The sequence below is a fragment of the Lacinutrix sp. genome (assembly GCF_029238095.1).
GTDB lineage: Bacteria > Bacteroidota > Bacteroidia > Flavobacteriales > Flavobacteriaceae > Lacinutrix.
On record NZ_JAQWGS010000027.1, the window covers coordinates 271,494 to 293,476 of the forward strand.

The following is a 21,983-nucleotide window of genomic DNA, read 5'->3' on the forward strand; positions in this document are numbered from 1 at the left end:
TGTTACGATAACAACACTTTCCATGCACTTTCTACATCACTTAAACCAAGTAAATGTTGTGCCTTTTTATGTTTTTCGGTTTCGGTTAATGTAATATTGTCATGTTTTTTATCAAAGTCCGTAATAACTTCTTTTGATGGTAAGGCTTCTACATTTGCTAATAAGCCTAAGTCGTTTCCTGTTAAAATAGTACTATTCCTGATGTTTTTTGGTAATGCGTCTACACCAATACCAAGTGTTGAGAGTGGTTTTGGAATTTCGAAAAAACCAGTTTTTGCCCTACTATAATAACTTCCACCTGCTCGAGACACTAAATCTAATTTTTCTTGATCTATGCTTCCACTTTCACTTAAAACAGCATCGTTAATATGCAATTTTACAACTTCACAAATAACTAAATTACCTGCTCCTCCCTCTGTTCCTAGTTTTATAATATTGTTAACCTTACACTCAAATTGAACTGGTGATTCTGCAACACGAAATGGTTTTACTATATCACTTTTTAGCATCGTTAAACCTGCTTTTTCAAATTCGTTTACACCTTTTCCATATTCTGTACTGCTTAAAGACATTTGCTGTACAATATCATAATTTACAACATTTATTACTACCTCTTTGGTGCTTTCAGCATTTTCCAACGTATGTTTTGTTGTGTTATCTCTAACACGTCTCGCAGGAGAAAAGATTAGAATTGGAGGATTAGCACTAAATACATTAAAAAAGCTAAATGGTGATAAATTTGGATTTCCATTCTGGTCCATAGTACTAGCAAAAGCAATAGGTCTAGGCGCTACTGCACTTAATAAATAACCATGCAATTTTGCAGTTGGCAAGTCTTTAGGTTCGAAAGAAGTCATTAACATATTAATTTACAACAAATGTAGCCATTCTGTATTTTAACTAAAAACAGATTTACACTCATGTTATACAATATTATTAACAACTTGACATTATATTTCTTTTAAGTATCTTAACACAAAAATTTTACATGTCTTTATTAAAAAACAGACAACTCGTACGCTGGATAATAGTTATTGCATCTTTTGCAATTATTTCTTTAATTCTATGGAATACTTATACATTTTTCCAAAAATTTAAAGATGAAGAACGTGCGAAGATGGAAATCTGGTCTAACGCTCAAAAAATATTTTCAAGTGATGAAAATAATCCAAATTTTGATTTTCTAATTAAAATTTTAAATAGTAATAATACAACTCCAATATTAGTTATCAATGCAGATGGCTCTATTAGTAATTACAATAATATAGATTATGATGGAGACGATGCATCAGCCTTTGTTAAAAAAAATAAAGACAAACTCATTAAGCAATTTGAATCTGAAAACATACCAATAGAGATTACATATACTGATACAAAAACACAAGGAAAAGTGCTTTTTAGTAAATTATATTATGGTAACGCACCATTATTAAATAAACTTAAATACTATCCATTAACACTATTATTAATCATCTTTTTATTTGGAGCTGTAGCTTATTTCTTTTACAGGAGTTCTAAAATTGCTGCACAGAATAAATTATGGTCTGGTATGGCAAAGGAGACTGCACATCAAATTGGCACGCCATTATCGTCTTTAATTGGTTGGGCTGAAATTTTAAAAACCGAAAACGTAAATCCAGAATATATTGTAGAAATTGAAAAAGATATCGATAGACTTCAAACTATTACAGAGCGTTTTAGCAAGATTGGGTCGCTACCAACCTTAGAAAAAACAGATATTGTAAAAGAAACTAAAGATACTTATGATTATCTAAAATCTAGATCGTCTAAACTTATTAACTTTACATTAAAGCTTCCTGAAGAACCTATTTATGTCAATTTGAATAAGCAATTATACAGTTGGACTATAGAGAATTTAGTAAAAAATGCAATAGATGCCATGAAAGGCAAAGGCGATCTTACCATAGTCATGACTCAGTTAGAAAACAACTTGAAAATTAATGTAATAGACACTGGAAAAGGTTTAACTAAAAACCAATTTAAAACTGTTTTCGAACCTGGTTATACTACAAAAAAACGTGGTTGGGGATTAGGCTTATCTCTCGCTAAGCGTATTATAGAAGATTTTCATGGTGGAAAAATTAAAGTTGCGCAATCGCAAATAGACAAGGGAACTATAATGCAAATCGCATTAAAAACTGTTTAAATATTATGGACAAAAAATGGATAACCGTAAAAGAAGTGTCACTAAATAATAACTGTCCAGAATGTTTTAGCAAAGACCATTTAGAACTTACTTTTAAACAGCAATTTATAGAAACTAAGTTTTCTAAATCTATAACTCAAGCTATTTCTACCGAAATGCATTGTAATAGGTGCAATACAACTATTTATCCAGTAAACTGGACAGAAGATATTGAGCGTGTTTACAATTACCAAATGAAGGCTTTTACACCTAAAAAAGCATCTAAAAAGTATAAAGCGCCTTTTTGGATTATTATAGGAATTATTGCTGTAGTAGTTATTTCAACACTAATTTTATTACTTACATATTTGCCTTAATTGCTTTAGCTAAAGCTTCAAATTCTGATTGCTCTAAAGACACCTTATTAATAAAACGAGCATCTTCCATTGTGTTTAATGGTATTAAGTGCACATGTACATGTGGCACTTCTAGTCCAATTACCGAGACACCTACGCGTTTACAAGGCACTGTTTTTTCTAAAGCTATAGCAACTAACCTAGAAAAATCCATTAATTCTAAGTACTCAGTTTTATCTAAATCAAAAAGTTTATTAGTTTCTTTTTTTGGGATACATAAAGTATGGCCTTTTGCATTGGGATTAACATCTAAAAACGCCATGAAATCATCGGTTTCTGCAACTTTATAACATGGGATTTCTCCGTTTACAATTTTTGTGAATATTGATGCCATAATACTTATTTCAATTAAATACTAAAGATAAAAAAAGATTCCTGCTAATCTGAAAATTATTTCAGAATAAACAGGAATCTTTAAATATCAATCCTTTTTTAGACTTAACAAAAAGGAATTTTATCTACTAATCTCTACAATATCAAATTTAATAATACCACTTGGCACTTTAATTTCTGCAACATCACCTACTGTTTTTCCTAACAAACCTTGACCAATTGGAGAGTTTACAGAAATTTTACCAGCAGCTAAATCTGCTTCGCCATCTGCAACTAAAGTATAATTCATTTCCATACCATTAGTTTGGTTTTTAATTTTTACTTTAGAAAGCACAAGTATTTTAGACGTATCCATCTGGCTTTCGTCTATAACACGTGCACCAGCAAGTTGGTCTTCTAATTTACTAATGCGCATTTCTAGCATACCTTGCGCTTCTTTAGCAGCATCGTACTCAGCATTTTCACTTAAATCGCCTTTATCACGAGCTTCAGCAATGGCATTACTAGCCTTAACGCGCTCCACATCTTTTAATTGTTTTAGCTCTTCTCTTAATTTTTTTAAGCCTTCAGCTGTATAGTATGATACTTTACTCATAATTTTTTCGTTTAAATACTTTTCTATAAAGAAAAAGATTCCGAAACACTTCGGAATAAAAAAATCTCGCATACACGAGATTATAATACAAATATACAAAATATTTAATTCGCAAATTACTTTTGTTGTAAATTGCAATGCTATAAAAAATTAAAAAAAATGAAATTAAAAACAATACTATTATTCTTATTTACAGGTCTACTGTTTAATTCGTGTAGTAAAAAAGACGATGATAACCAAAATAATAATCCTAACATACCAAATGCAGTATTTGACACTGGAAATCTAATAAATACAAGCTTACCACAATACAACCAAATGCAATTTCCTGGAAATTACATTACATTAAACAGTAATTATGGTATAAAAGGTGTGGTTTTGTATTATGCAGGAAACAATAATTATAGTGCTTTTGAGCTTAGCGATCCCAATCATCCTGTAAGTTCTTGCTCTAACTTAACCGTAAATGGTATTGTTGCCACTTGTAATTGTGCAGATGAGAACGCTTACGAAATTTTAAATGGTACAAGACAAGAAGGTACAACTGGACAATATACTTTGGTTCGCTATTTTGTAGAAGTCAACGGAAGTGTGATTCGTGTTTTTAACAATTAGGGCAAATTTTTAATGCTTTTAATGGCATTAAAAACCAGGCTATACGTTATATCTTTTTTATTTGTTCTGGATACATTTTGCTCATACTTCACAAAATACTAAAACTGACATAAAAAAGGACGCCTCTTCTATCCTTTTCGCAATAAAAAAAGCGGCATCGAGCCGCTTTTTTTATGTAAGATTTTTACTGTTTAAAACTTTAAAGTTGCACCTACAAGAAAGTTTGTAGTAGCTTGAGGATAATAACCAGCACCTTCTATTGTTGTTACAGCTCCAGGATTAGACCAAGTATCATCGAATGTAAAATAGTAACCATTAGAGACATACTTTTCTCCAAAAATGTTATTTACCAAACCAGATAATAGAATAGACTTAAATATTTTATTTGTTTTAATCTCGTAAGTCACATTAAAATCATTTACAAAATAACTGTCTAATTTAGAGATGTTAGAATCTGTGTTTCCCATAAATTGCTCACCTACATATTTACTTAAAAAGGATAGTTCAAAATGTTCTAATGGCTTAAAAATTATAGCATTTGCCGTAACAACTTCTGGAGAAAAAGAAATGTTAGTTTTTCCTAAGTTTACAAAAGCACCATCTCTAGAAACTATGGTTTCATCGTTTTTATTGGAGCTCAATGTTATATTGGGTTGCATAGAAAATTTATCACTAAGCTTTACTACTGCCTCTAATTCTAATCCTAAACGAGAACTTTTACCAGAATTATTTCGAATAAAAGCACCTACATCATCAATAGCACCAGTTAATACTAATTGCTCATTATATAACATATAGTATGCATTAGCATTAAAAATTAACTTTGGACTTTTATATCTCCAACCTAATTCGAAATCATTAAGTTGTTCTGGTTTAATATCTGGATTACTTTCAAAATCGCTTCTGCTCGCTTCTCTATTTGCTCTAGCATAAGAGAAATAAAAATTATTATTTGCGTTTAAATTATAAGAAACTCCTGCTTTAGGATTAAAAAAATTGTAAGTCTTATCTATTTCAAATAACACTAAACCTGAACTTATTCCACTAGTATCATAATTTACACTTCTAAATTGTAAATCACCAAATAAACTTAATTTATCGTTTAATTGGTAGGTTGCCTTTGTGAAAATACTAAAATCATACTTGTCACCATCACCTTCATAATAACGATCTCTTATTTCACTATTACTTGCATATTGGGCCCAAATAACCTCGCCAAAATGATCACCATGATATGAACTATAAAACAAACCTGAACTTAGATTAAGCGTTTCATCTTTATAATTTACATTCGCATTTAGCACATAAAAATCATTATCTAACCAACGTCTTCTTATAACATCTGTCTCATTTATGGTTTCACCACCAATTGTAATCTCGTTAAACCCGTAAGTAGAAAAATCTTCGTCTTCTTTATACTGCTCAAAATAACCACGACCATAAGTATAGTTTAAACCTAAGTTTGCTGACCAATTATTATTAATTTTTTCATTCCAGTGTAATTGATAATGGTCTTGTTTGTAGTTATCGACTTCGTTATCATAAAAACGTGTATTGCCATCTGCATCTGTATATTGTCCAGACGGATTAAATGTTCTGTCGTTTTCAAGAGTTATAGCATCTATACCATTCCAGGCTTGATAAGTAACCTCTTGGCCTCCAAAAATTACGGCTTTAATTAAAGTGTTTTCATCTACATAAGCACCTTGAAGAAAATAAGATTTTAAATCTGACGTGGCACGATCTATATATCCATCAGAATTAATTTGCGATAAACGTCCAGAAATTTCAAAGTTATTGTTTAACAATCCTGTACTATATTTTACAGTATGTTTTCTAGTATTAAAACTCCCAAAACTATTGGAAATCTCTCCTTTAGCATCTTTAGAAACAGCATCTGTTAACACGTTTATACTTGCTCCAAAAGCACCAGCTCCATTGGTAGATGTCCCAACTCCACGTTGCAATTGTAAGCTCTCAACAGAGGAAGAAATATCTCCTAAATTAACCCAAAAAGTTCCTAAGCTTTCTGAATCGTTGTAAGGAATTCCATTTATAGTTATGTTTGTAGATTGTGAACTTACTCCACGTACACGAATACCTGTATAACCAACGCCTGCTCCAGCATCACTAGTTGTAACTACAGATGGTAAATAGTTTAAAAGAATAGGAATGTCTTGACCTAAATTACGTTTTTCAAGTTCTTCTTTAGAAACATTAGAATGCGTAATAGGCGACTTTGCGTCCACTCTTAAGGATTTAATTAAGACTTCGTCTAAAGCTTCAACTTTTGTTGAATCTTGTGTTATGGTTTGTGCAAAACTATTTAAAGAAAGCAAGACAAATCCAGCACATAAAATTGATTTTTTTACAGTAAATTTCATTCGAAATATATTTATCACGAATAAAAAGAGGTCATTATTCTATTAAAAATAATTAATTTTCGTTAAGTCTTTACAAGAAATTTTAAAGTTATGTAATCTCTTAATTGTAAAGATTAACACAGTAACAAAATAATTAATTCGCAATGACAAAACATTCAATTTCCTAAACAGCATTACCTGTTCTAGGTTCAATGGGTATGATCTCAGCCGTTTTTAGGCACCCCTTTTTTGAGAACAGTGCAAAGGTAATTTACATTTTTGATTTTCAATAAATAATTTTGGGTTTTTTTTAGTCTAGTCTTGGTTTACTCCTATTTGCTTTACGCTCTTTATTTACACGTTTATTTTTAAGTCGTTTAAAAACAACTGCCTTTGGTGTTTTTGTAGGAATGCGTCTTTTTTGAATATATAAAGCAGATTTTAGTACTTGAATTATTCTTTTAATTGCAATATTCTTATTTTTATGTTGGCTTCTACTTTCACCACATTGTAAAATTAATAATCCGTCTTTGTTAATTCGGTTGGATAATTTGAGTTTAATAACTTGTTTTTGATTTTCGTTTAAAACTAAAGACGTCTCTAAATTAAAGGATAACTCTATTTTAGAGGATACTTTATTTACATGCTGTCCTCCTGCTCCAGAGCTTCTTATTGCTTTAAAGTTAAACTCTTTTATAAGTGCTTCTTCTTCAAACATTATACTTGATGTGTAGCTTTTAGCAAATCTGTTACTGTTTTAACAGGATTGAAAGTAACAAGTGGGACTTCTACAAAAATAGTGTTCCAATGTGCCATGCTTCCATTCCAAAGACCAGGAGATTCGAGAGCTTTTATATCTTTTCCTGTTTTTGTCTTCATGGTAATAAATCCAGTTTTAGAATCTACAAACTTAGTGAGATCGAATTTTTCTCCTTTGTAGTTTTTAACTCCGCAAACTAAATCTACTGGATTAAAATGGGTTGCGTTTTTTAAAATATTCTTTTGGTGTCTATTCTTTTTATCTACTTGTGCAGATTCTACAATTTGTAGAGAAACTGTTCCACTTTCATCTTTTACCCAAAAAGGTCCTCCACCTGGTTCTCCCTCGTTTCTAACCATTCCACAAACTCTAATAGGCCTATTTAGTTTGGTTTTTAAATATTCTAATTGATATTTAGGTGAATATCTTTCGAATTCATGAGAGATATTTACATTCAGTTTTTTTCTTAAAAAACGGGCAATCTCAATGGTCTTAGCTTCACCAAGTTCTTCTGCCTCCAACTGTTTTAAATAGCTAAAAGCTTGTTCTTGAAGTTTCAGCAAAATACCAGCTAGAATTTTTTTATGTTTTGCTACTTCATTTTCATATTTATAAACCACAACATTATCAATGTTTTTTATAAAAATAATATCTGCATCAAAATCGTTTAAGTTAGCTAATAAAGCACCATGACCAGATGGTCTAAAATGTAAAGAACCATCTGTGTTTTTAACAGGTTCATTTTTAGTTGTTACAGCAATAGTATCTGTCTCTTCTTTTTGATAAGAGTAAAAAATACTGAATTTTGTATTCGTTTTTCGTTCTACTATAGTTTGAATACGATTAAACTCTTGAACAAAAACATCTTTATAGATTTCAGAAATTGTAAAATGAAGTGTTGCTTTGTTTTTAGAAGTTGCATACAAAGCAGCTTCAAATAAATGCTCTTCAAAAGCTGTTGCAATGTGGTCTTTATATTTATGAAATGGCAATAAACCTTTAGGGAAATTACTGTAGTTTAAATGCTTCTCATCTAGAAGTGTCTTTGCTAATAACACAACTTTTTCATTATTAGAAAGCCTGTTATACTCTGGATTATTATCTTGAGTAGTTTGAATTAATGTTTTGTAAAATGGAAATTTTTCTAGACCAACCAAAAACAAAGAAAGCTCTGTTGCTTTATGTTTATTGATATAAGAATTTACACTTTCTTTTTTAATATTATAAGTTTCTAAGAATTCGAATAAAAACTTAAACATTCTAGTAGCAGCTCCAGATGCAGGAACAAACTTAATAATATTTAAAAGCTCTTTTTGGGTGTTGTAAAAGGTTAAATAGTCTTGGTTTTCTTTATCAGAAAGTTTTAAAATTCCATGGCCTAATATGGCTGCAGACTCTAAATTTACACAAGGTAATCCAGATTTAAAAGTTTCAATTTGCTTTAAAACCTTTGCAACTGTAAGTCCTTTGTCTTCAATCTGTTTTATTTGTGTTGTAGTGAAATTCACTTTATTTTTTCATCAATTTATCTATGTGCTTTACTGCTGTTTGGAGGCGTAATTTTTTATTTCCTTTTAGCAAAACATAGGGTCTGTTATAGTTTTTTAAAGCTGTCTCAAAAACCTTAAACATAGCTTCTCTTTCTTCTGGCTTGTCTCTTAAATCATCTGCCTCCCAAGGTGTATCAATATACGTTAAAAAGTATAAATCGTAAGTATTTTCTATAGCATATTTTTCTAATAATGAATCGCAAGTTCCAGAATAGTATGTTTCAGAATACACTTTTGTTTCTAACAAATCTGTATCGCATATTAAAATTGAATCTGTTTTTTTTGATAATTCGTTTTCTAGAGCCATTTGCCCAATAGCAATTGGTAATATATCCTTAGGCTCACACGTTTTGCGTTCGTTATTCCATTTGTTTTGAAGATATTCGCGAGCATATTCACGTACCCAAACCGAATTGTAATAACGAGCTAACTGACTTGACAAAGTTGTTTTTCCCGTTGATTCTGGACCAAATAATACTACTTTTAAGCAATTTGCTGGTTGTTGTTCAAGTGCTTTTTCCATGCTAAATATCCAAATATTGCTATTAATGTAAATCCTAAATATTGAAAACTAGTAAAAGTAAATCCTTTATAAAAATATAATGGTATAGAAATCACATCGCCTATTATCCAAAAAATCCAATTCTCAATTTTTCGTTTTGCCATTAACCACATACCAACAAAGAAAATTGCAGTGGTAATAGTATCGACGTAAGCAACCCAATTGGACCATTTATTGAATGTTTTATAGACTATAAAAACAAATAACAAGGTTGCTAAAAAGATAAATACGCTTATCTTTTTTTCTTTATTTGTTGTTCTAGAAATTGGTGTAACCTCATTATCTTTTCCTTTTCTATTCCAAACATACCAACCAAAAACACTCATTATAAAATAGTAAGCATTTATCATCATATCGCCAAGTAACTCCCATTTTAGAAGTAAGTAGACAAAAATCAAAGTGCTTATCATTCCTGTTGGGAAAACTAAAATATTATTTTGTTTTGAAAGCCAAACAGATATAAACCCAAAAATAACAGCTGTAATTTCTAAGGTGATGTCTAAAGTTGAATAGCTAGAGTATTGATAGAAAAAAAAATCAGAAATTTGGTTCATAATCGCTTCTATCTGTTTTTACTATTTTAATTGTTAGTACACAAATATCTTGATTCTCGAAAGACGCTTTAATAGCTTTTGTTAAAAAAGGCATTAAGGTATTATACTTTCCATAAATTTGAGTACTTAATGGGTTTTCTAAAACTTTAAATTCAGAATCGCGAAGAACTTTTATAAAGTCTATAACGTGTTTTTCGTAATCATCTTGTAAAGGTGATAAGGTAAGGTCTACAGATATATACATACTATCGTTTTATTTCTTCAAAAAAATCTTCATCTAGCTCAAAAGCGGTACCAATTACAACCATATTAGCTCCAGCTCTAAACGCTTTTTTAATTGCAAATTTACTTTTAATTCCTCCTCCTACTATTATTGGTATATTAATTTCTGCCTTTACAGCTTTTATAATTGTTTCTTTAACTTCTTGTTTTGCTCCACTTCCTGCCTCTAAGTAAACAAGTTGCATACCTAATAATTCTGAAGCTTTTGCTGTATCTACAATCTCTTGCAAATTAGTTAAAGGCTCTGTATTTGTAACTTTTTGTGTTGCTGTTTTTTTTCCATCATCAATTAGAATATAACTGGTTGGAATAACCTCTAAATCGCAATGTCTTAATTTTGAAACTGCTTTTACGTGCTGACCAATTATATATTCTGGATTCCTTCCAGAGGTTAAAGATAAAAACAAAATAGCATCAGCTTTATTTGTCACTTGGCATACATCACCTGGAAATAATAGTACAGGCAATTTAGTGAGTGGTTTTATAGCAGTAATTAAGACTTCTGTTGCTTTATCTAAAACTAAACTTCCACCAACAAATATATGTGTGGCAATAGATTTATTAACTTTATCTATAAATTGCGATACATTTTCAAGATTAAACTTATCTGGATCTATTAAAACTGCTAGATTTCGTTTTTCAGTTTTTATGTGTTGTAAAATAGACTTCATATTATTCTATTACATAAGCACAAGTGAAGCCTTCAAATTCAATGAAATGTGATTGATATCTATATTTCTTAAATTCATAATCTATCCAACACACAGTACCTTGAGCTTCTAACATAAACGGAAGTACTAAAAAATGCACGTTAAATAACATTCCTGGTGTCGCAAATAACTTGTAAAGCGATTCTTTAATGCCCCAAATAACAGTTAATTTTCTTATGTAATCAATATTAAAATGATCTAAATAATCGAACTCGTAATCCACAAATTTATTAGCTATAATAGCAATTTTATCACGTTGTTTTTCAATATCTATTCCAACTTTAGTATCACTTACAATCACTCCTGAAAATGTAAAACTATGTGTTATTGAAATATGCTTACCATCTTTTAAATGTGGTTTCCCATTAGCATCATAAAACAAATCTTCATCTGTATAACCAAAATCTCGCAACAAATGTCTTACACTTAAAAACCCACGCTGATGGAGTTCACTTTTCATACCCAAAACACGTTCTAAACTTTGTGGTTTTAAATCTAAAGGAGAAATTAATGCATTGTAAGACTCTTCAATCTTCCAGATTTTAACAGTAGTTTGTGAGTTTATTATAATGGATTTGTAAAGAGGCATTTAATATTCTAAATGTTATTGATTATCTTTGCACTGCCCGAAGCAGATTTGGCATTTTGTTAAGCGAATTTAACTATTTAAGTGTTAATCCCAAAGGCTAATTATTATTATAAAATTAAGAAAGATTTAATATGAGTACTAAAACAATTGCTTACGTACCTAATAAGGTAAAAGATATGTCGCTTGCGGCTTGGGGAAGAAAAGAAATTAGTTTAGCAGAAGCAGAAATGCCAGGCTTAATGAGTTTGCGTGAAGAATACAAAAACGAGCAACCTTTAAAAGGAGCAAGAATTGCAGGATGTTTACACATGACTATACAGACTGCAGTTTTAATTGAAACGTTACAAGCTTTAGGTGCAGAAGTAACTTGGAGTTCTTGTAATATTTTCTCGACACAAGACCAAGCAGCTGCTGCCATTGCAGAAGCTGGAACTGCTGTTTACGCCTGGAAAGACATGACAGAAGAAGAGTTTGATTGGTGTATAGAGCAAACCTTATTTTTTGGAGAAGACCGTAAACCATTAAATATGATTTTAGATGATGGTGGAGATTTAACTAATATGGTTTTAGATAAATACCCAGAGTTATCTGCTGGAATTAAAGGTTTATCTGAAGAGACAACAACTGGAGTTCATAGACTTTACGAGCGTGTAAAAAACGGAACATTAACAATGCCAGCCATTAACGTAAACGATTCTGTAACTAAGTCAAAATTCGATAATAAATATGGTTGTAAAGAATCTGCAGTAGATGCTATTCGACGTGCAACAGATATTATGTTGGCTGGGAAACGTGTTACTGTTTGTGGTTATGGTGATGTTGGAAAAGGTACCGCAGCTTCTTTTAAAGGTGCAGGAAGTATTGTAACAGTAACTGAAATTGACCCAATTTGTGCATTACAAGCTGCAATGGATGGTTTCGAAGTTAAAAAACTAGAAACTGTTGTTGCAAACAGCGATATTGTTATTACAACAACTGGAAATAAAGATATTGTTCGTGCTGAGCATTTTGAAGCTATGAAAGACAAAGTTATTGTAGCTAATATTGGACACTTTGATAATGAAATACAAGTAGGTTGGTTAAACAAAAAGTATGGACACACTAAAGACACCATTAAACCTCAAGTAGATAAATATAATATAGACGGAAAAGATATTATTTTACTTGCAGAAGGTCGTTTAGTAAACTTAGGTTGCGCTACTGGTCACCCAAGTTTTGTAATGAGTAACTCATTTACAAACCAGACTTTAGCTCAAATCGAATTGTGGAAAAACAGTGCAGCATACAAAAATGATGTATACATGTTACCTAAGCATTTAGATGAAAAAGTAGCAAAGTTACACCTTGAAAAAATTGGTGTTGAGCTTACCGAATTAGCAGACTACCAAGCAAATTATATTGGTGTAAAAGTCGAAGGCCCATATAAGCCTGAGCATTACAGATATTAAAAATCACTCTGTAAAAAGGAGTCTAAAATTATAAAACCCAAACATAACTTGTTTGGGTTTTCTTTTTTAATTCTTTTAAATGATTATCTTCAATATCTCAAAACAGATTTCATGAGTATTCAAAAGTTAAATATTGCGCTTAATACATTAGAATCTTATATTGAAAGACACAATGTTTCCAACATTAAAATATCTAAAAGCGCAATTGCTTGGCATATAGACCACAGCCTAAAAGTTATTAATAATGTAATAGCTGCAGTACAAAAATCAGAACCAGATACTTATAAAAATAATTTTAGTTTTTTGGGAAAAGTATTCTTTGCAATTGGGTATTTTCCAAGAGGAAAAGCTAAAGCACCAAAACACGTTAAACCACCAGAAGTTATTTTAAAAGAAGACCTTATTTCTCAAGTTGCTTTAGCTAAAGCAAATATTAAAACAATAGCTAGATTAGATGATAACGCATATTTTATACATCCACTATTTGGAAATATAAATACACCAAAGATTTATCGTTTTTTAGTGATTCATACCAATCATCATTTAAAGATTATAAATGAAATTATTAAGAAATAATCACAAACAAAAAAACGCCTTTCTTTTAAGAAAGGCGTTTTTAAATATTTTAAAGTATAAAAATTACTAAGCCTCAAAAGGCTCAATAGAAACATAAGACTTATTGTCTTTTTTCTTAGTAAATTTCACTAAACCATCAACTTTAGCATGTAAAGTGTGATCTTTTCCTTGGTATACGTTTTCAGCTGGGTGATGTGTATTCCCTCTTTGTCTTAATATGATATTTCCAGCAATAGCAGCTTGTCCACCAAATATCTTAACGCCTAAACGTTTTGATTCTGATTCTCTACCATTCTTCGAACTACCAACTCCTTTTTTGTGAGCCATGATCTTAAGGTTTTATTTTGTTTATATTTAAAGTGTAAAGCAATTATGCCTTACCACCATCTAATTCGTCTTGCCATTTCTTTAACTCATCCCATTTACCTTCAGCTGCCAATTTAGCTTGTGCTGGCCAAGTATCTGTAACATGATTACCACGAACACCTGAGATAATTTCAGAAATTTTAGCTGCATCAGTTTTTGCTAATTCAGCAAAAGTTGAGATTCCTGCTTCTACCAATGTAGATGCAATTTTAGGACCAATACCTTCAACTTTCTTTAAATCATCAGCTGAACTAGTTGCTTTAGCAGCAGCCTTTTTTGGCGCAGCTTTTTTAGCTTTTGGAGCAGTGGCTTTAGCTTCTACTTTAGGTTCAACTTTTTTAGTTTCTTTCTTTGGAGTTGCATTTTCAGCTTTATTTGCTGGTTTTGCTCCTGAAGCTACAATGCTTTCAATAATAATTTCAGATAAGGCTTGTCTGTGTCCATTTTTAACACGGTAACCTTTTCTTCTTTTCTTTTTAAAAACAATAACTTTATCACCTTGAAGGTGCTTTAAGACTTTTGCACTTACTTGTGCTCCGCCTATAGCTGGGGCGCCTAAAGTAACATTGTCACCATCTGCAATTAAAAGTACATTGTCAAAAGACACTGCTTTACCTTCTTCTGTTGCTAAACGATTAACAAAAACTTTTTGGTCTTTTTCAACTTTAAATTGATGCCCTGCTATCTCTACAATTGCGTACATAGCGTAACGTTTTTTATTAATTTGTTATTTAAATAATATACTTTCTTCTCTGAAAGCGGATGCAAATATACTTCTAATAAATTAATTTGCAAACGTTTTTATTAGTGATTACTAATATTTTAAGTATTAATCCTTCACTTTACAACGAGGGATTTGTGTTAAGGGATAGAAAACCTTTTGAAAATCCAATAAATAAACTACTCTTATTATGTTGGTGGTATGTTTCGGCTTTTCTTAAAAAGCTGCATACAAGTTAAAGTTAAAACCACTGTTGTTGCGAAACCCATTATTGCAACCACAAAAGTTACTAAACCAACGCTTACATTATAATCACCCTTAAAAACGGATAATAAATTTAAAAGAAAATCACTATTTATTTCTGTTGTATACAATAAAAAGAATACTGTAAACATTAATGTTGCTAAAAAACCCGCAACAATACCAACAGTAAAACCACCAGAATAACTAAAAGCATTACTTTGCTCTAATTTATAATATCGTATAGTTTCATATATACCAAACCCAACAATTATAGAATTACCTATACTATATGCAGGATGTGTGTGCAAGCCAAAAAGGGAAAGCACAAGAAAAAAAGAGATTAGCAAGGCGCCTAATACTATGCCAAATCGTATTGGAAGTGCAAAATTTTTCATGTTTATTATGGTATTTAAAATTAGTTTTACTTTAAATTTCGTGAAAAAAGAGCCGAAAAATGATAATTCATTGTTAAATTTTTAACATAAGCTACGCTTTAAGTTCATCTATTAGTAATTTTGTTAGAAATCTGTAACAGATTACGTAAGTCAAAGACTTATATTTCAATTAACATTAAATATCTCACAATGAAAAAAAGTTTATTCTCCTTAGCAGCTTTGTTATTGGCTGGACTATCAGCTAATGCTCAAGAAGTTAAATTTGAAGAGTACGATTTAAGTAACGGTATGCGCGTTATTTTACATCAAGACAACACAGCTCCTGTAGTTACAACCTCTGTAATGTACCATGTTGGTGCAAAAGATGAAGACCCAGAACGTACTGGTATGGCACATTTTTTTGAACACCTTTTATTTGAAGGTACAAAAAACATTGAGCGTGGTGAATGGTTTAAAATTGTAACTTCTAATGGAGGAAGCAATAATGCAAACACTACAGACGATAGAACTTATTATTACGAAGTTTTTCCTTCTAACAGTCTTGAATTAGGATTATGGATGGAATCTGAACGTTTAATGCATCCTATTATTAACCAAATAGGTGTAGATACACAAAATGAAGTTGTAAAAGAAGAAAAACGTCTGCGTGTAGATAATTCTCCATATGGAAAATTTATTGAGAACGTAAAACTTCATATGTTTAAAAAGCATCCATACAAAGGAACAACCATTGGAAAAATGGCTCATTTAGATGCCGCTTCTTTAGAAGAATTTCAAGCATTCAATAAAAAATTCTACGTGCCAAATAATGCCGTTTTAGTTGTTGCTGGTGATATAGATGTTCCTTCAACAAAAAAAATGATTGAAGACTATTTTGGACCTATTCCAAGAGGCGAAGACATCGTTAGAAACTTCCCAAAAGAAGATCCTATTACAAAAACTATTAAAGCAAAAGCTTACGATGCTAATATACAGGTTCCTGCAATAATGGCAGCCTACAGAACTCCTGCAATGACAGAAAGAGATGCATATGTTTTAGATATGTTATCTAGTTATTTAAGCGATGGTAAAACTTCTAAACTTTACAAAAGACTTGTAGACGATAAAAAAATGGCATTACAAGTAGGAGCTATTAACCAAAGTCAAGAGGATTATGGAACATATATAGTTTTTGGTTTACCATTAGGTGACAACTCTTTAGAAAGCATACTAGCAGAAATTGACGACGAACTCGTTAAGGTACAAACTGAGTTAATGACAGAAAGAGATTACCAAAAACTTCAAAATAAATTCGAAAACAATTTTGTAAACTCAAACTCTAGTATATCTGGAATAGCAAATTCTTTAGCGAGATATTACATGTTATATGATGATGTAAATTTAATTAATAACGAAATTAATATTTACAGATCTATAACTAGAGAAGAAATACAAGCAGTTGCTAAAAAATACTTAAACCCAAACCAACGTTTGGAATTAGAGTATTTACCAGAAGTAAAAGAAGAAAAATAATACAATAGAAAAAACATACACAATGAAAACAAAAATAACAGCACTTATAGCACTGTTTTTACTATCAATTTCAGCAACTGCTCAAATAGATAGATCTGTGCAACCAAAACCAGGTCCAGCTCCAGCTATTACTTTGGAAGTTCCTGGAGAATTCGAACTTAAAAACGGACTTAAAGTCTTAGTAGTAGAAAACCATAAATTGCCAAGAGTATCATTCTCATTAGTCATTGACAATCAACCAGCAGTTGAAGGAAATATAGCAGGAGTTTCTGGTATTTTAGGATCTATGATGGGTAACGGAACAACTTCTATCTCTAAAGATGAGTTTAACGAAGAAATAGATTTTCTTGGTGCTAGATTAAGCTTTGGCTCTAGTAATGCCTATGGAAGTTCTTTAACAAAATATTCTGAAAGAATATTAGAGTTAATGGCAGATGCAGCAATGAATCCTTTATTAACAGAAGAAGAATTCCAGAAAGAAAAAGAAAAAGCTATAGAAGGTTTAAAATCTAATGCTAAAAGTGTAGACGCAGTTGCATCTCGTGTTGGTAGCGCATTGTCTTATGGGAAAAAACATCCTTATGGAGAGTTTGTAACAGAGGAAACTTTAAATAATATTACACTAGATAACGTTCGTGCTCATTTTCTAAAAAACTATAATCCTAATAATGCTTATTTAGTTGTTGTTGGTGATGTAGATTTTAGAACAATAGAAAAGCAAGTAAAAAAGTACTTTAAAAAATGGGAAAAAGGAATAGATGTAACTAAAAATATTCCAGAAGTATATAACAATGTAAATGCAACAGAAATTAATTTTGTAGATATGCCTAATGCAGTGCAATCTAACATCTCTGTAACTAGTAATGTTAAATTAAAAATGGGTGATCCAGATTATCACGCAGTCTTAATTGCTAACAAAATTTTAGGTGGTGGCTTTGGTTCATACTTAAATATGAATCTTCGTGAAGAGCATGGTTACACTTATGGTGCACGTTCAAGTGTAGGCACAGACCGTTATGGAGCCTCTAGATTTAATGCAACTACGGCTGTTAGAAACGCTGTAACAGATAGTGCTGTTGTGGAATCTTTAAAAGAAATTAAAAGAATTAAGACAGAAAAAGTTTCTGCCGAAGACTTAAAAAATGCTAAAGCTAAATACGTTGGAGACTTTGTATTAGCATTAGAGCGTCCACAAACTATTGCTAACTATGCTTTAAATATAAAACTAAATGATTTACCTAAAGACTTCTACAAAACCTATTTAACAAAAATCAATGCTGTTTCTATTGAAGACGTTCAACGTGTTGCAAACACTTACTTTTCTGATAAAAATGCAAGAGTTATTGTTGTTGGAAAAGGAAGCGAAGTCGTTACAAATTTAGAAAAAACAGGAATCCCTATTAAATACTTCGATCCTTTTGCAACAGAAGTTAGTAAACCTGTATTCTCTAAGCCAGTTCCAGCAGGAGTAACTGCACAAACTGTGTTAGACGCTTACTTAAATGCCGTTGGTGGTAAAACAACATTAGAGAATGTAACAACTTTAGTTCAAGAAATGAGTGCCTCTTTTCAAGGACAAAATATGGCTATGACGCTTAAGCAACAAAGTCCAAATTTAATTGCTACAGATGTTAGCATTCTAGGTATGGGAAGTGTTTTTAAGCAAGCATTTAATGGCGAAACTGGTTACATGGCACAAATGGGAAATAAACAGCCTATGCCAGCAGAAGCTGTTGAAAAAGCAAAAGCTAAAAAAGGTTTATTTGAAGAAATAAACTTATTAAATGACGCTTCTAAAAAACTATCAGTATCAGGAATTGAACCTGTAGATGGAGCAGATGCTTATGTTATTGTAATTGAAGACAAAGATGGAGAAACTTCTAAAAACTATTATGATGTAACTTCAGGATTAAAAATAAAAAGTGTTTCTACTACTAAAGGACCAAGTGGAAAAGATGTTACTCAAGAAAGAACCTATGGTGACTATAAAGAAGTAAATGGTATTAAATTTCCACATATAACATCTGTACCAATGGGTGGACAAAATGTAGAACTAAAAGTAAGTGCTATTAAAGTAAATGAACCACTAACAGCTGCTGACTTTGAATAATAAAAGTTATTTTGTACATATACTAAAATCTGAATTCGAAAGGCTTCAGATTTTTTTTTGCTTTTTATTTGCCATATACACTCCTAATAGAATAATAGCAGAAGCAACAATTTGAATTGCACTAAAAGTCTCGCCATCCAGCAATCCCCAAATAAGAGCTACTATAGGCATGATATAAGTTACAGAAGAAGCAAAAACTGGAGTCGAAATCTGAACTAATGTATTAAACAAGACCTTGGCAATTGCAGTGCCAAAAAGGGATAAGACAGCAACATAAAAAACCGACAAACCTAAATCTGGACGACTTAAACTTTCTGCTGTAAAAAAACCGGTAAATATTAAAACTATTATGGCAGGCAAAATAATAGTAACATAATTTCCAACAGCAATAGTTAACGGTTTTACCTCTTGCAGATAACGTTTTATAATATTAACGTTAGCAGCATACATTAAAGTAGACGCAATAATAAAACCGGCAAATAAGTAGTTTTGTTCTGGATTTAACGCAGCACCTTTTAAAATTAATAATGTAGTACCAATAAAACCAATTATAACACCTAAAATCTGTCGTCTAGTAGACGTTATTTTAAAAATCGCTAATCCCATTAAAACGGTGTTTAGTGGTACTAAAGAATTTAAAACAGAAACAACAGCACTATCAATTTCAGTTTCTGCAATAGCAAAAAAGAAAGCTGGAATAAAAGACCCTAAAAATCCAGATAATGCAATCCATTTCCAATCTTGTTTTTTTATTGTTCCAATAGTTTTAAAACCAACAGAAAACAAAAATAAGCCAGTAATTACAGTTCTTAAAGCGCCTAATTGATAAGGTGTCAAGCCTATTAATGCCTTTTTTATAAGAATAAAACTTGTTCCCCAAATAATAGATAATATAATTAGGTAACTCCATTTAGATTGTTTCATTTTATATGCCAAGTTAATTTGCCCATGCAAAAAAATGAAATTTTTAAGACAATAAACAGATATAATTGTTAGTTTTGTAAACAAAAATCAATAACCATGAAAAATTTAAAAAACATATTAGCAATCGCTATTATTTCAATCGCTGCTTTTAGTTGTAAAAACGAAGCACAACCAGAAGTTAAGACTGTTGAAACAGAAGTAGAAGTAACTAAAGCAGAACTAGATCCTAACGCAACTTATGCAAAAGCCGAATTTAAAATTGAAGGTATGACCTGTGCAATGGGATGCGCAAAAACCATCGAGAAAAAAATGGCTAAAATGGAAGGTGTAAAATCTGCGACTGTAGATTTTGGACGTGAGTTAGCAATGGTAGAATACGACGAAGCAAAAGTAACACCAACTACTCTTGAAGCTACTGTAACAAGTGTTGCAGATACTTACAAAGTAAAAGATATGAAAACAGTAGAGGCATTTTCTAAAGAAGAGAAGAAGGCTTGTGCTGCAGACTGTAAAAAAGACTGTTGTAAAAACAAAACAGAAGCTGAAAAAATGGCTTGTGCAAAAGATTGTAAAAAAGCATGTTGTGCCAAGGAAACTAAAGCATAATTTTTAAAACTAAAAAATCAAAGCTCCAACATTATGTTGGAGTTTTTTTTTAAGTAAATTATTACTTTTGTAAGAATGAGTGATTAATTGTATTTATTCTTTTATAACTTCTGTTAGCTGGTCTAAACCAATGCGTTTACTAATAATTTTTTTTATTATTATCTAGTACAAAAACACTAGGATAAAAAGTAAGATTATAATTTTTTAAAGCCGTTTCTTGATCAATAGCAAGTTTAACATGTAACCAGTTTTTTATTTTTGATGCTTTAGCAGCATCAGTACATTTTTTGGCTCCTTCTACATCACCAAAACATACAGCAATCAATTCGGCACCTAAATTTTTAAGCTTTTCATAATCACTAATTAAATCTAAATTGTTACTTTTTTTACAGTTTAAACAATCTGATTTCAAAAAGTACAGCACAGTGTATTTATTTTTTAATTCGTGTAAATTAAATTTTATTCCATTAGTTGCTTCTAAGCTTAAATTTGGTGCAACTTTACCAATTAAAATTGGTTTAAGCGTATTTGCGTTTTCTAGTATTTTATTTAATTGCTCCTGTTCAATCCAATCTGCATCACCTGTAGCATAATAATTATTAACAATATGAACATAAACAGCGTCCATACCTACTATTTTTGATTTTGCATATTTGTTTAGAAAAATAACCGTAAAGTTTTTAAAATTTTCTTTAGAGGGCTTCATTTTGTTTAACAATAAGTCTACAGCTGTAATTATAGAATCTGGATGTTGAACAGTTAATTTATCTAAATAGTCTTCAACTTTGTTATAAAAAAATGGTGTTCTTAGAAGTCTAGAATCTACAAGATTAATATTATCGAAATAATGATTTTTATAATATTCCCATTTCTGCTTTTGTATCTCAGCTTCCAAGCCTTTAAATTCTGGTTCTATTAACGGCAAATTTGCTTTAATTATTACTGCTAAAAATGAATTGGGATGATTTTTAATTATATTTTTTTGGTAAGCAACAACCTGGTTGTTTAACTCCTCTTTTATAGAACTATCGTCATTATTGTATGCTTCTTTCTGTTCTTCTTTTTTACTAAAAATAAACTTTTGGTAATCGAGAAATAATGTACTCTCATTAGAATCATCTTTAAAACTTATAGTTTCAATTATATTATTATAATCTAATGAAATTTCAATATTTTGATTGTTTTCTGTAATCAAAATTTCAAAAGTATTATTATTTGGCTTAAAGACTAAAGAATAAATACCTGGTTAAAAAGGTGTTTCGCTGTTTAGTGTAAAAGCACCATCTACTTCTTTAACAAAAGAGTCTTTGCCAGTAGATGAGTTTTCTACCAAATAGTGCTTATTATTTAAAGGATAAGCTAATTGTAAATCGTTACTTGAGTAGTTTCTAGCTATTACTTTAATTTGATATTGCTTTGGTGATAGGTTGAATTTTTTATTTTTACCAAAGGAAAAAAATGATACTAAAACTGAAAATATAATTAAGATTAGTTTTTTCATATTGAATTAATTTTCAATAAGATTTATTTGATTTTACAATCTTATTTTACACAATTTATTTCTTTTTAAAGAGAATATCAAATTCAATTTATAAAACGTCTAGAAC

General features: G+C 30.7%; 25 protein-coding genes and 1 riboswitch. Of the genes, 8 read left to right on the forward strand and 17 right to left on the reverse strand.

Going from position 1 to position 21,983, the window contains the following annotated elements:
• Nucleotides 1–2 precede the first annotated feature (2 nt).
• Nucleotides 3–857, reverse strand: a complete 855-nt coding sequence (locus tag P8H50_RS10855) for a flavin reductase family protein (protein ID WP_300208832.1) — start codon at nt 855–857, stop codon at nt 3–5.
• Nucleotides 858–988: 131 nt separating this feature from the next.
• On the opposite strand from P8H50_RS10855, the gene P8H50_RS10860 reads away from it, so the two are divergent.
• Both P8H50_RS10860 and P8H50_RS10865 read left to right on the forward strand, forming a co-directional pair.
• Complete coding sequence (locus tag P8H50_RS10860) at nt 989–2,167, forward strand: HAMP domain-containing sensor histidine kinase (RefSeq protein WP_300208834.1); 1,179 nt, start codon at nt 989–991, stop codon at nt 2,165–2,167.
• Between the two features lie 5 nt (nt 2,168–2,172).
• Nucleotides 2,173–2,523: a hypothetical protein gene (locus P8H50_RS10865; protein ID WP_300208836.1), complete on the forward strand. Its 351-nt coding sequence runs from the start codon at nt 2,173–2,175 to the stop codon at nt 2,521–2,523.
• On the opposite strand, the gene P8H50_RS10870 is transcribed toward P8H50_RS10865, so the two are convergent.
• Both P8H50_RS10870 and greA read right to left on the reverse strand, forming a co-directional pair.
• Nucleotides 2,507–2,896: an HIT family protein gene (locus tag P8H50_RS10870; RefSeq protein ID WP_300208838.1), complete on the reverse strand. Its 390-nt coding sequence runs from the start codon at nt 2,894–2,896 to the stop codon at nt 2,507–2,509. The two genes, P8H50_RS10865 and P8H50_RS10870, sit on opposite strands and share 17 nt — an antisense overlap.
• 120 nt (nt 2,897–3,016) lie before the next feature.
• Nucleotides 3,017–3,490 (reverse strand): transcription elongation factor GreA, encoded by a 474-nt coding sequence (greA, locus tag P8H50_RS10875; RefSeq protein WP_300208840.1) that lies wholly within the window; start codon nt 3,488–3,490, stop codon nt 3,017–3,019.
• Nucleotides 3,491–3,649: 159 nt separating this feature from the next.
• Between greA and P8H50_RS10880 the strand changes: the two genes are divergently transcribed.
• Nucleotides 3,650–4,105 carry a hypothetical protein gene (locus P8H50_RS10880; RefSeq protein ID WP_300208842.1) on the forward strand — a complete coding sequence of 152 codons (456 nt, stop codon included), beginning with the start codon at nt 3,650–3,652 and terminating at the stop codon, nt 4,103–4,105.
• A gap of 191 nt (nt 4,106–4,296) precedes the next feature.
• Here the strand turns inward: P8H50_RS10880 and P8H50_RS10885 are convergent, their stop codons facing one another.
• The 8 genes from P8H50_RS10885 to P8H50_RS10920 form a co-directional block, all read right to left on the reverse strand.
• The gene (locus tag P8H50_RS10885) at nt 4,297–6,489 is read right to left on the reverse strand and encodes a TonB-dependent receptor (RefSeq protein ID WP_300208844.1); all 2,193 of its coding nucleotides are present in this window, start codon (nt 6,487–6,489) and stop codon (nt 4,297–4,299) included.
• A 143-nt stretch (nt 6,490–6,632) separates the two neighbouring features.
• Nucleotides 6,633–6,724, reverse strand: a riboswitch (TPP riboswitch).
• 54 nt (nt 6,725–6,778) lie between these two features.
• Nucleotides 6,779–7,186 (reverse strand): alternative ribosome rescue aminoacyl-tRNA hydrolase ArfB, encoded by a 408-nt coding sequence (gene arfB, locus P8H50_RS10890; protein WP_300208846.1) that lies wholly within the window; start codon nt 7,184–7,186, stop codon nt 6,779–6,781.
• Complete coding sequence (locus P8H50_RS10895; RefSeq protein WP_300208848.1) at nt 7,186–8,736, reverse strand: DUF4301 family protein; 1,551 nt, start codon at nt 8,734–8,736, stop codon at nt 7,186–7,188. The genes arfB and P8H50_RS10895 overlap by 1 nt, the downstream gene beginning before the upstream one ends.
• A 1-nt stretch (nt 8,737) precedes the next feature.
• Nucleotides 8,738–9,301 carry an ATP-binding protein gene (locus P8H50_RS10900; protein ID WP_300208850.1) on the reverse strand — a complete coding sequence of 188 codons (564 nt, stop codon included), beginning with the start codon at nt 9,299–9,301 and terminating at the stop codon, nt 8,738–8,740.
• Nucleotides 9,262–9,894, reverse strand: a complete 633-nt coding sequence (gene pnuC / locus P8H50_RS10905) for a nicotinamide riboside transporter PnuC (protein ID WP_300208853.1) — start codon at nt 9,892–9,894, stop codon at nt 9,262–9,264. The genes P8H50_RS10900 and pnuC overlap by 40 nt, the downstream gene beginning before the upstream one ends.
• Complete coding sequence (locus P8H50_RS10910) at nt 9,878–10,138, reverse strand: thiamine-binding protein (RefSeq protein ID WP_300208855.1); 261 nt, start codon at nt 10,136–10,138, stop codon at nt 9,878–9,880. Before P8H50_RS10910 ends, pnuC begins: the two co-directional genes overlap by 17 nt.
• A gap of 1 nt (nt 10,139) precedes the next feature.
• Entirely contained in the window at nt 10,140–10,847 is a 708-nt protein-coding gene (locus P8H50_RS10915) for a geranylgeranylglyceryl/heptaprenylglyceryl phosphate synthase (protein WP_300208857.1), read from the reverse strand.
• Between the two features lies 1 nt (nt 10,848).
• Nucleotides 10,849–11,475, reverse strand: coding sequence for a 4'-phosphopantetheinyl transferase superfamily protein (locus P8H50_RS10920; protein ID WP_300208859.1), 627 nt, complete (start codon nt 11,473–11,475; stop codon nt 10,849–10,851).
• A 131-nt stretch (nt 11,476–11,606) separates the two neighbouring features.
• Between P8H50_RS10920 and ahcY the strand changes: the two genes are divergently transcribed.
• Together ahcY and P8H50_RS10930 are read left to right on the forward strand one after the other, a co-directional pair.
• Nucleotides 11,607–12,923, forward strand: a complete 1,317-nt coding sequence (gene ahcY / locus P8H50_RS10925; protein ID WP_300208861.1) for an adenosylhomocysteinase — start codon at nt 11,607–11,609, stop codon at nt 12,921–12,923.
• A gap of 111 nt (nt 12,924–13,034) precedes the next feature.
• Complete coding sequence (locus P8H50_RS10930; RefSeq protein ID WP_300208863.1) at nt 13,035–13,499, forward strand: DUF1569 domain-containing protein; 465 nt, start codon at nt 13,035–13,037, stop codon at nt 13,497–13,499.
• A gap of 66 nt (nt 13,500–13,565) precedes the next feature.
• On the opposite strand, the gene rpmA is transcribed toward P8H50_RS10930, so the two are convergent.
• From rpmA to P8H50_RS10945, 3 genes are all read right to left on the reverse strand, one after another.
• The gene (gene rpmA, locus P8H50_RS10935; protein WP_179337340.1) at nt 13,566–13,826 is read right to left on the reverse strand and encodes a 50S ribosomal protein L27; all 261 of its coding nucleotides are present in this window, start codon (nt 13,824–13,826) and stop codon (nt 13,566–13,568) included.
• A 43-nt stretch (nt 13,827–13,869) separates the two neighbouring features.
• On the reverse strand, nt 13,870–14,568 hold the full coding sequence (gene rplU / locus P8H50_RS10940; protein WP_300208866.1) for a 50S ribosomal protein L21: 699 nt from the start codon (nt 14,566–14,568) through the stop codon (nt 13,870–13,872).
• 206 nt (nt 14,569–14,774) lie between these two features.
• Nucleotides 14,775–15,224 (reverse strand): DUF4199 domain-containing protein, encoded by a 450-nt coding sequence (locus P8H50_RS10945; RefSeq protein WP_300208868.1) that lies wholly within the window; start codon nt 15,222–15,224, stop codon nt 14,775–14,777.
• A 189-nt stretch (nt 15,225–15,413) separates the two neighbouring features.
• On the opposite strand from P8H50_RS10945, the gene P8H50_RS10950 reads away from it, so the two are divergent.
• Both P8H50_RS10950 and P8H50_RS10955 read left to right on the forward strand, forming a co-directional pair.
• Nucleotides 15,414–16,736, forward strand: coding sequence for a pitrilysin family protein (locus P8H50_RS10950; RefSeq protein WP_300208870.1), 1,323 nt, complete (start codon nt 15,414–15,416; stop codon nt 16,734–16,736).
• A gap of 22 nt (nt 16,737–16,758) precedes the next feature.
• The gene (locus P8H50_RS10955) at nt 16,759–18,846 is read left to right on the forward strand and encodes a pitrilysin family protein (protein ID WP_300208872.1); all 2,088 of its coding nucleotides are present in this window, start codon (nt 16,759–16,761) and stop codon (nt 18,844–18,846) included.
• Nucleotides 18,847–18,891: 45 nt separating this feature from the next.
• On the opposite strand, the gene P8H50_RS10960 is transcribed toward P8H50_RS10955, so the two are convergent.
• Entirely contained in the window at nt 18,892–19,770 is an 879-nt protein-coding gene (locus P8H50_RS10960; RefSeq protein WP_300208874.1) for a DMT family transporter, read from the reverse strand.
• A 96-nt stretch (nt 19,771–19,866) separates the two neighbouring features.
• Between P8H50_RS10960 and P8H50_RS10965 the strand changes: the two genes are divergently transcribed.
• The gene (locus tag P8H50_RS10965) at nt 19,867–20,376 is read left to right on the forward strand and encodes a heavy metal-associated domain-containing protein (protein ID WP_300208876.1); all 510 of its coding nucleotides are present in this window, start codon (nt 19,867–19,869) and stop codon (nt 20,374–20,376) included.
• A gap of 139 nt (nt 20,377–20,515) precedes the next feature.
• On the opposite strand, the gene P8H50_RS10970 is transcribed toward P8H50_RS10965, so the two are convergent.
• Complete coding sequence (locus P8H50_RS10970; RefSeq protein WP_300208878.1) at nt 20,516–21,571, reverse strand: DUF5106 domain-containing protein; 1,056 nt, start codon at nt 21,569–21,571, stop codon at nt 20,516–20,518.
• Between the two features lie 51 nt (nt 21,572–21,622).
• Entirely contained in the window at nt 21,623–21,877 is a 255-nt protein-coding gene (locus tag P8H50_RS10975; protein ID WP_300208880.1) for a hypothetical protein, read from the reverse strand.
• Between the last annotated feature and the right edge of the window lie 106 nt (nt 21,878–21,983).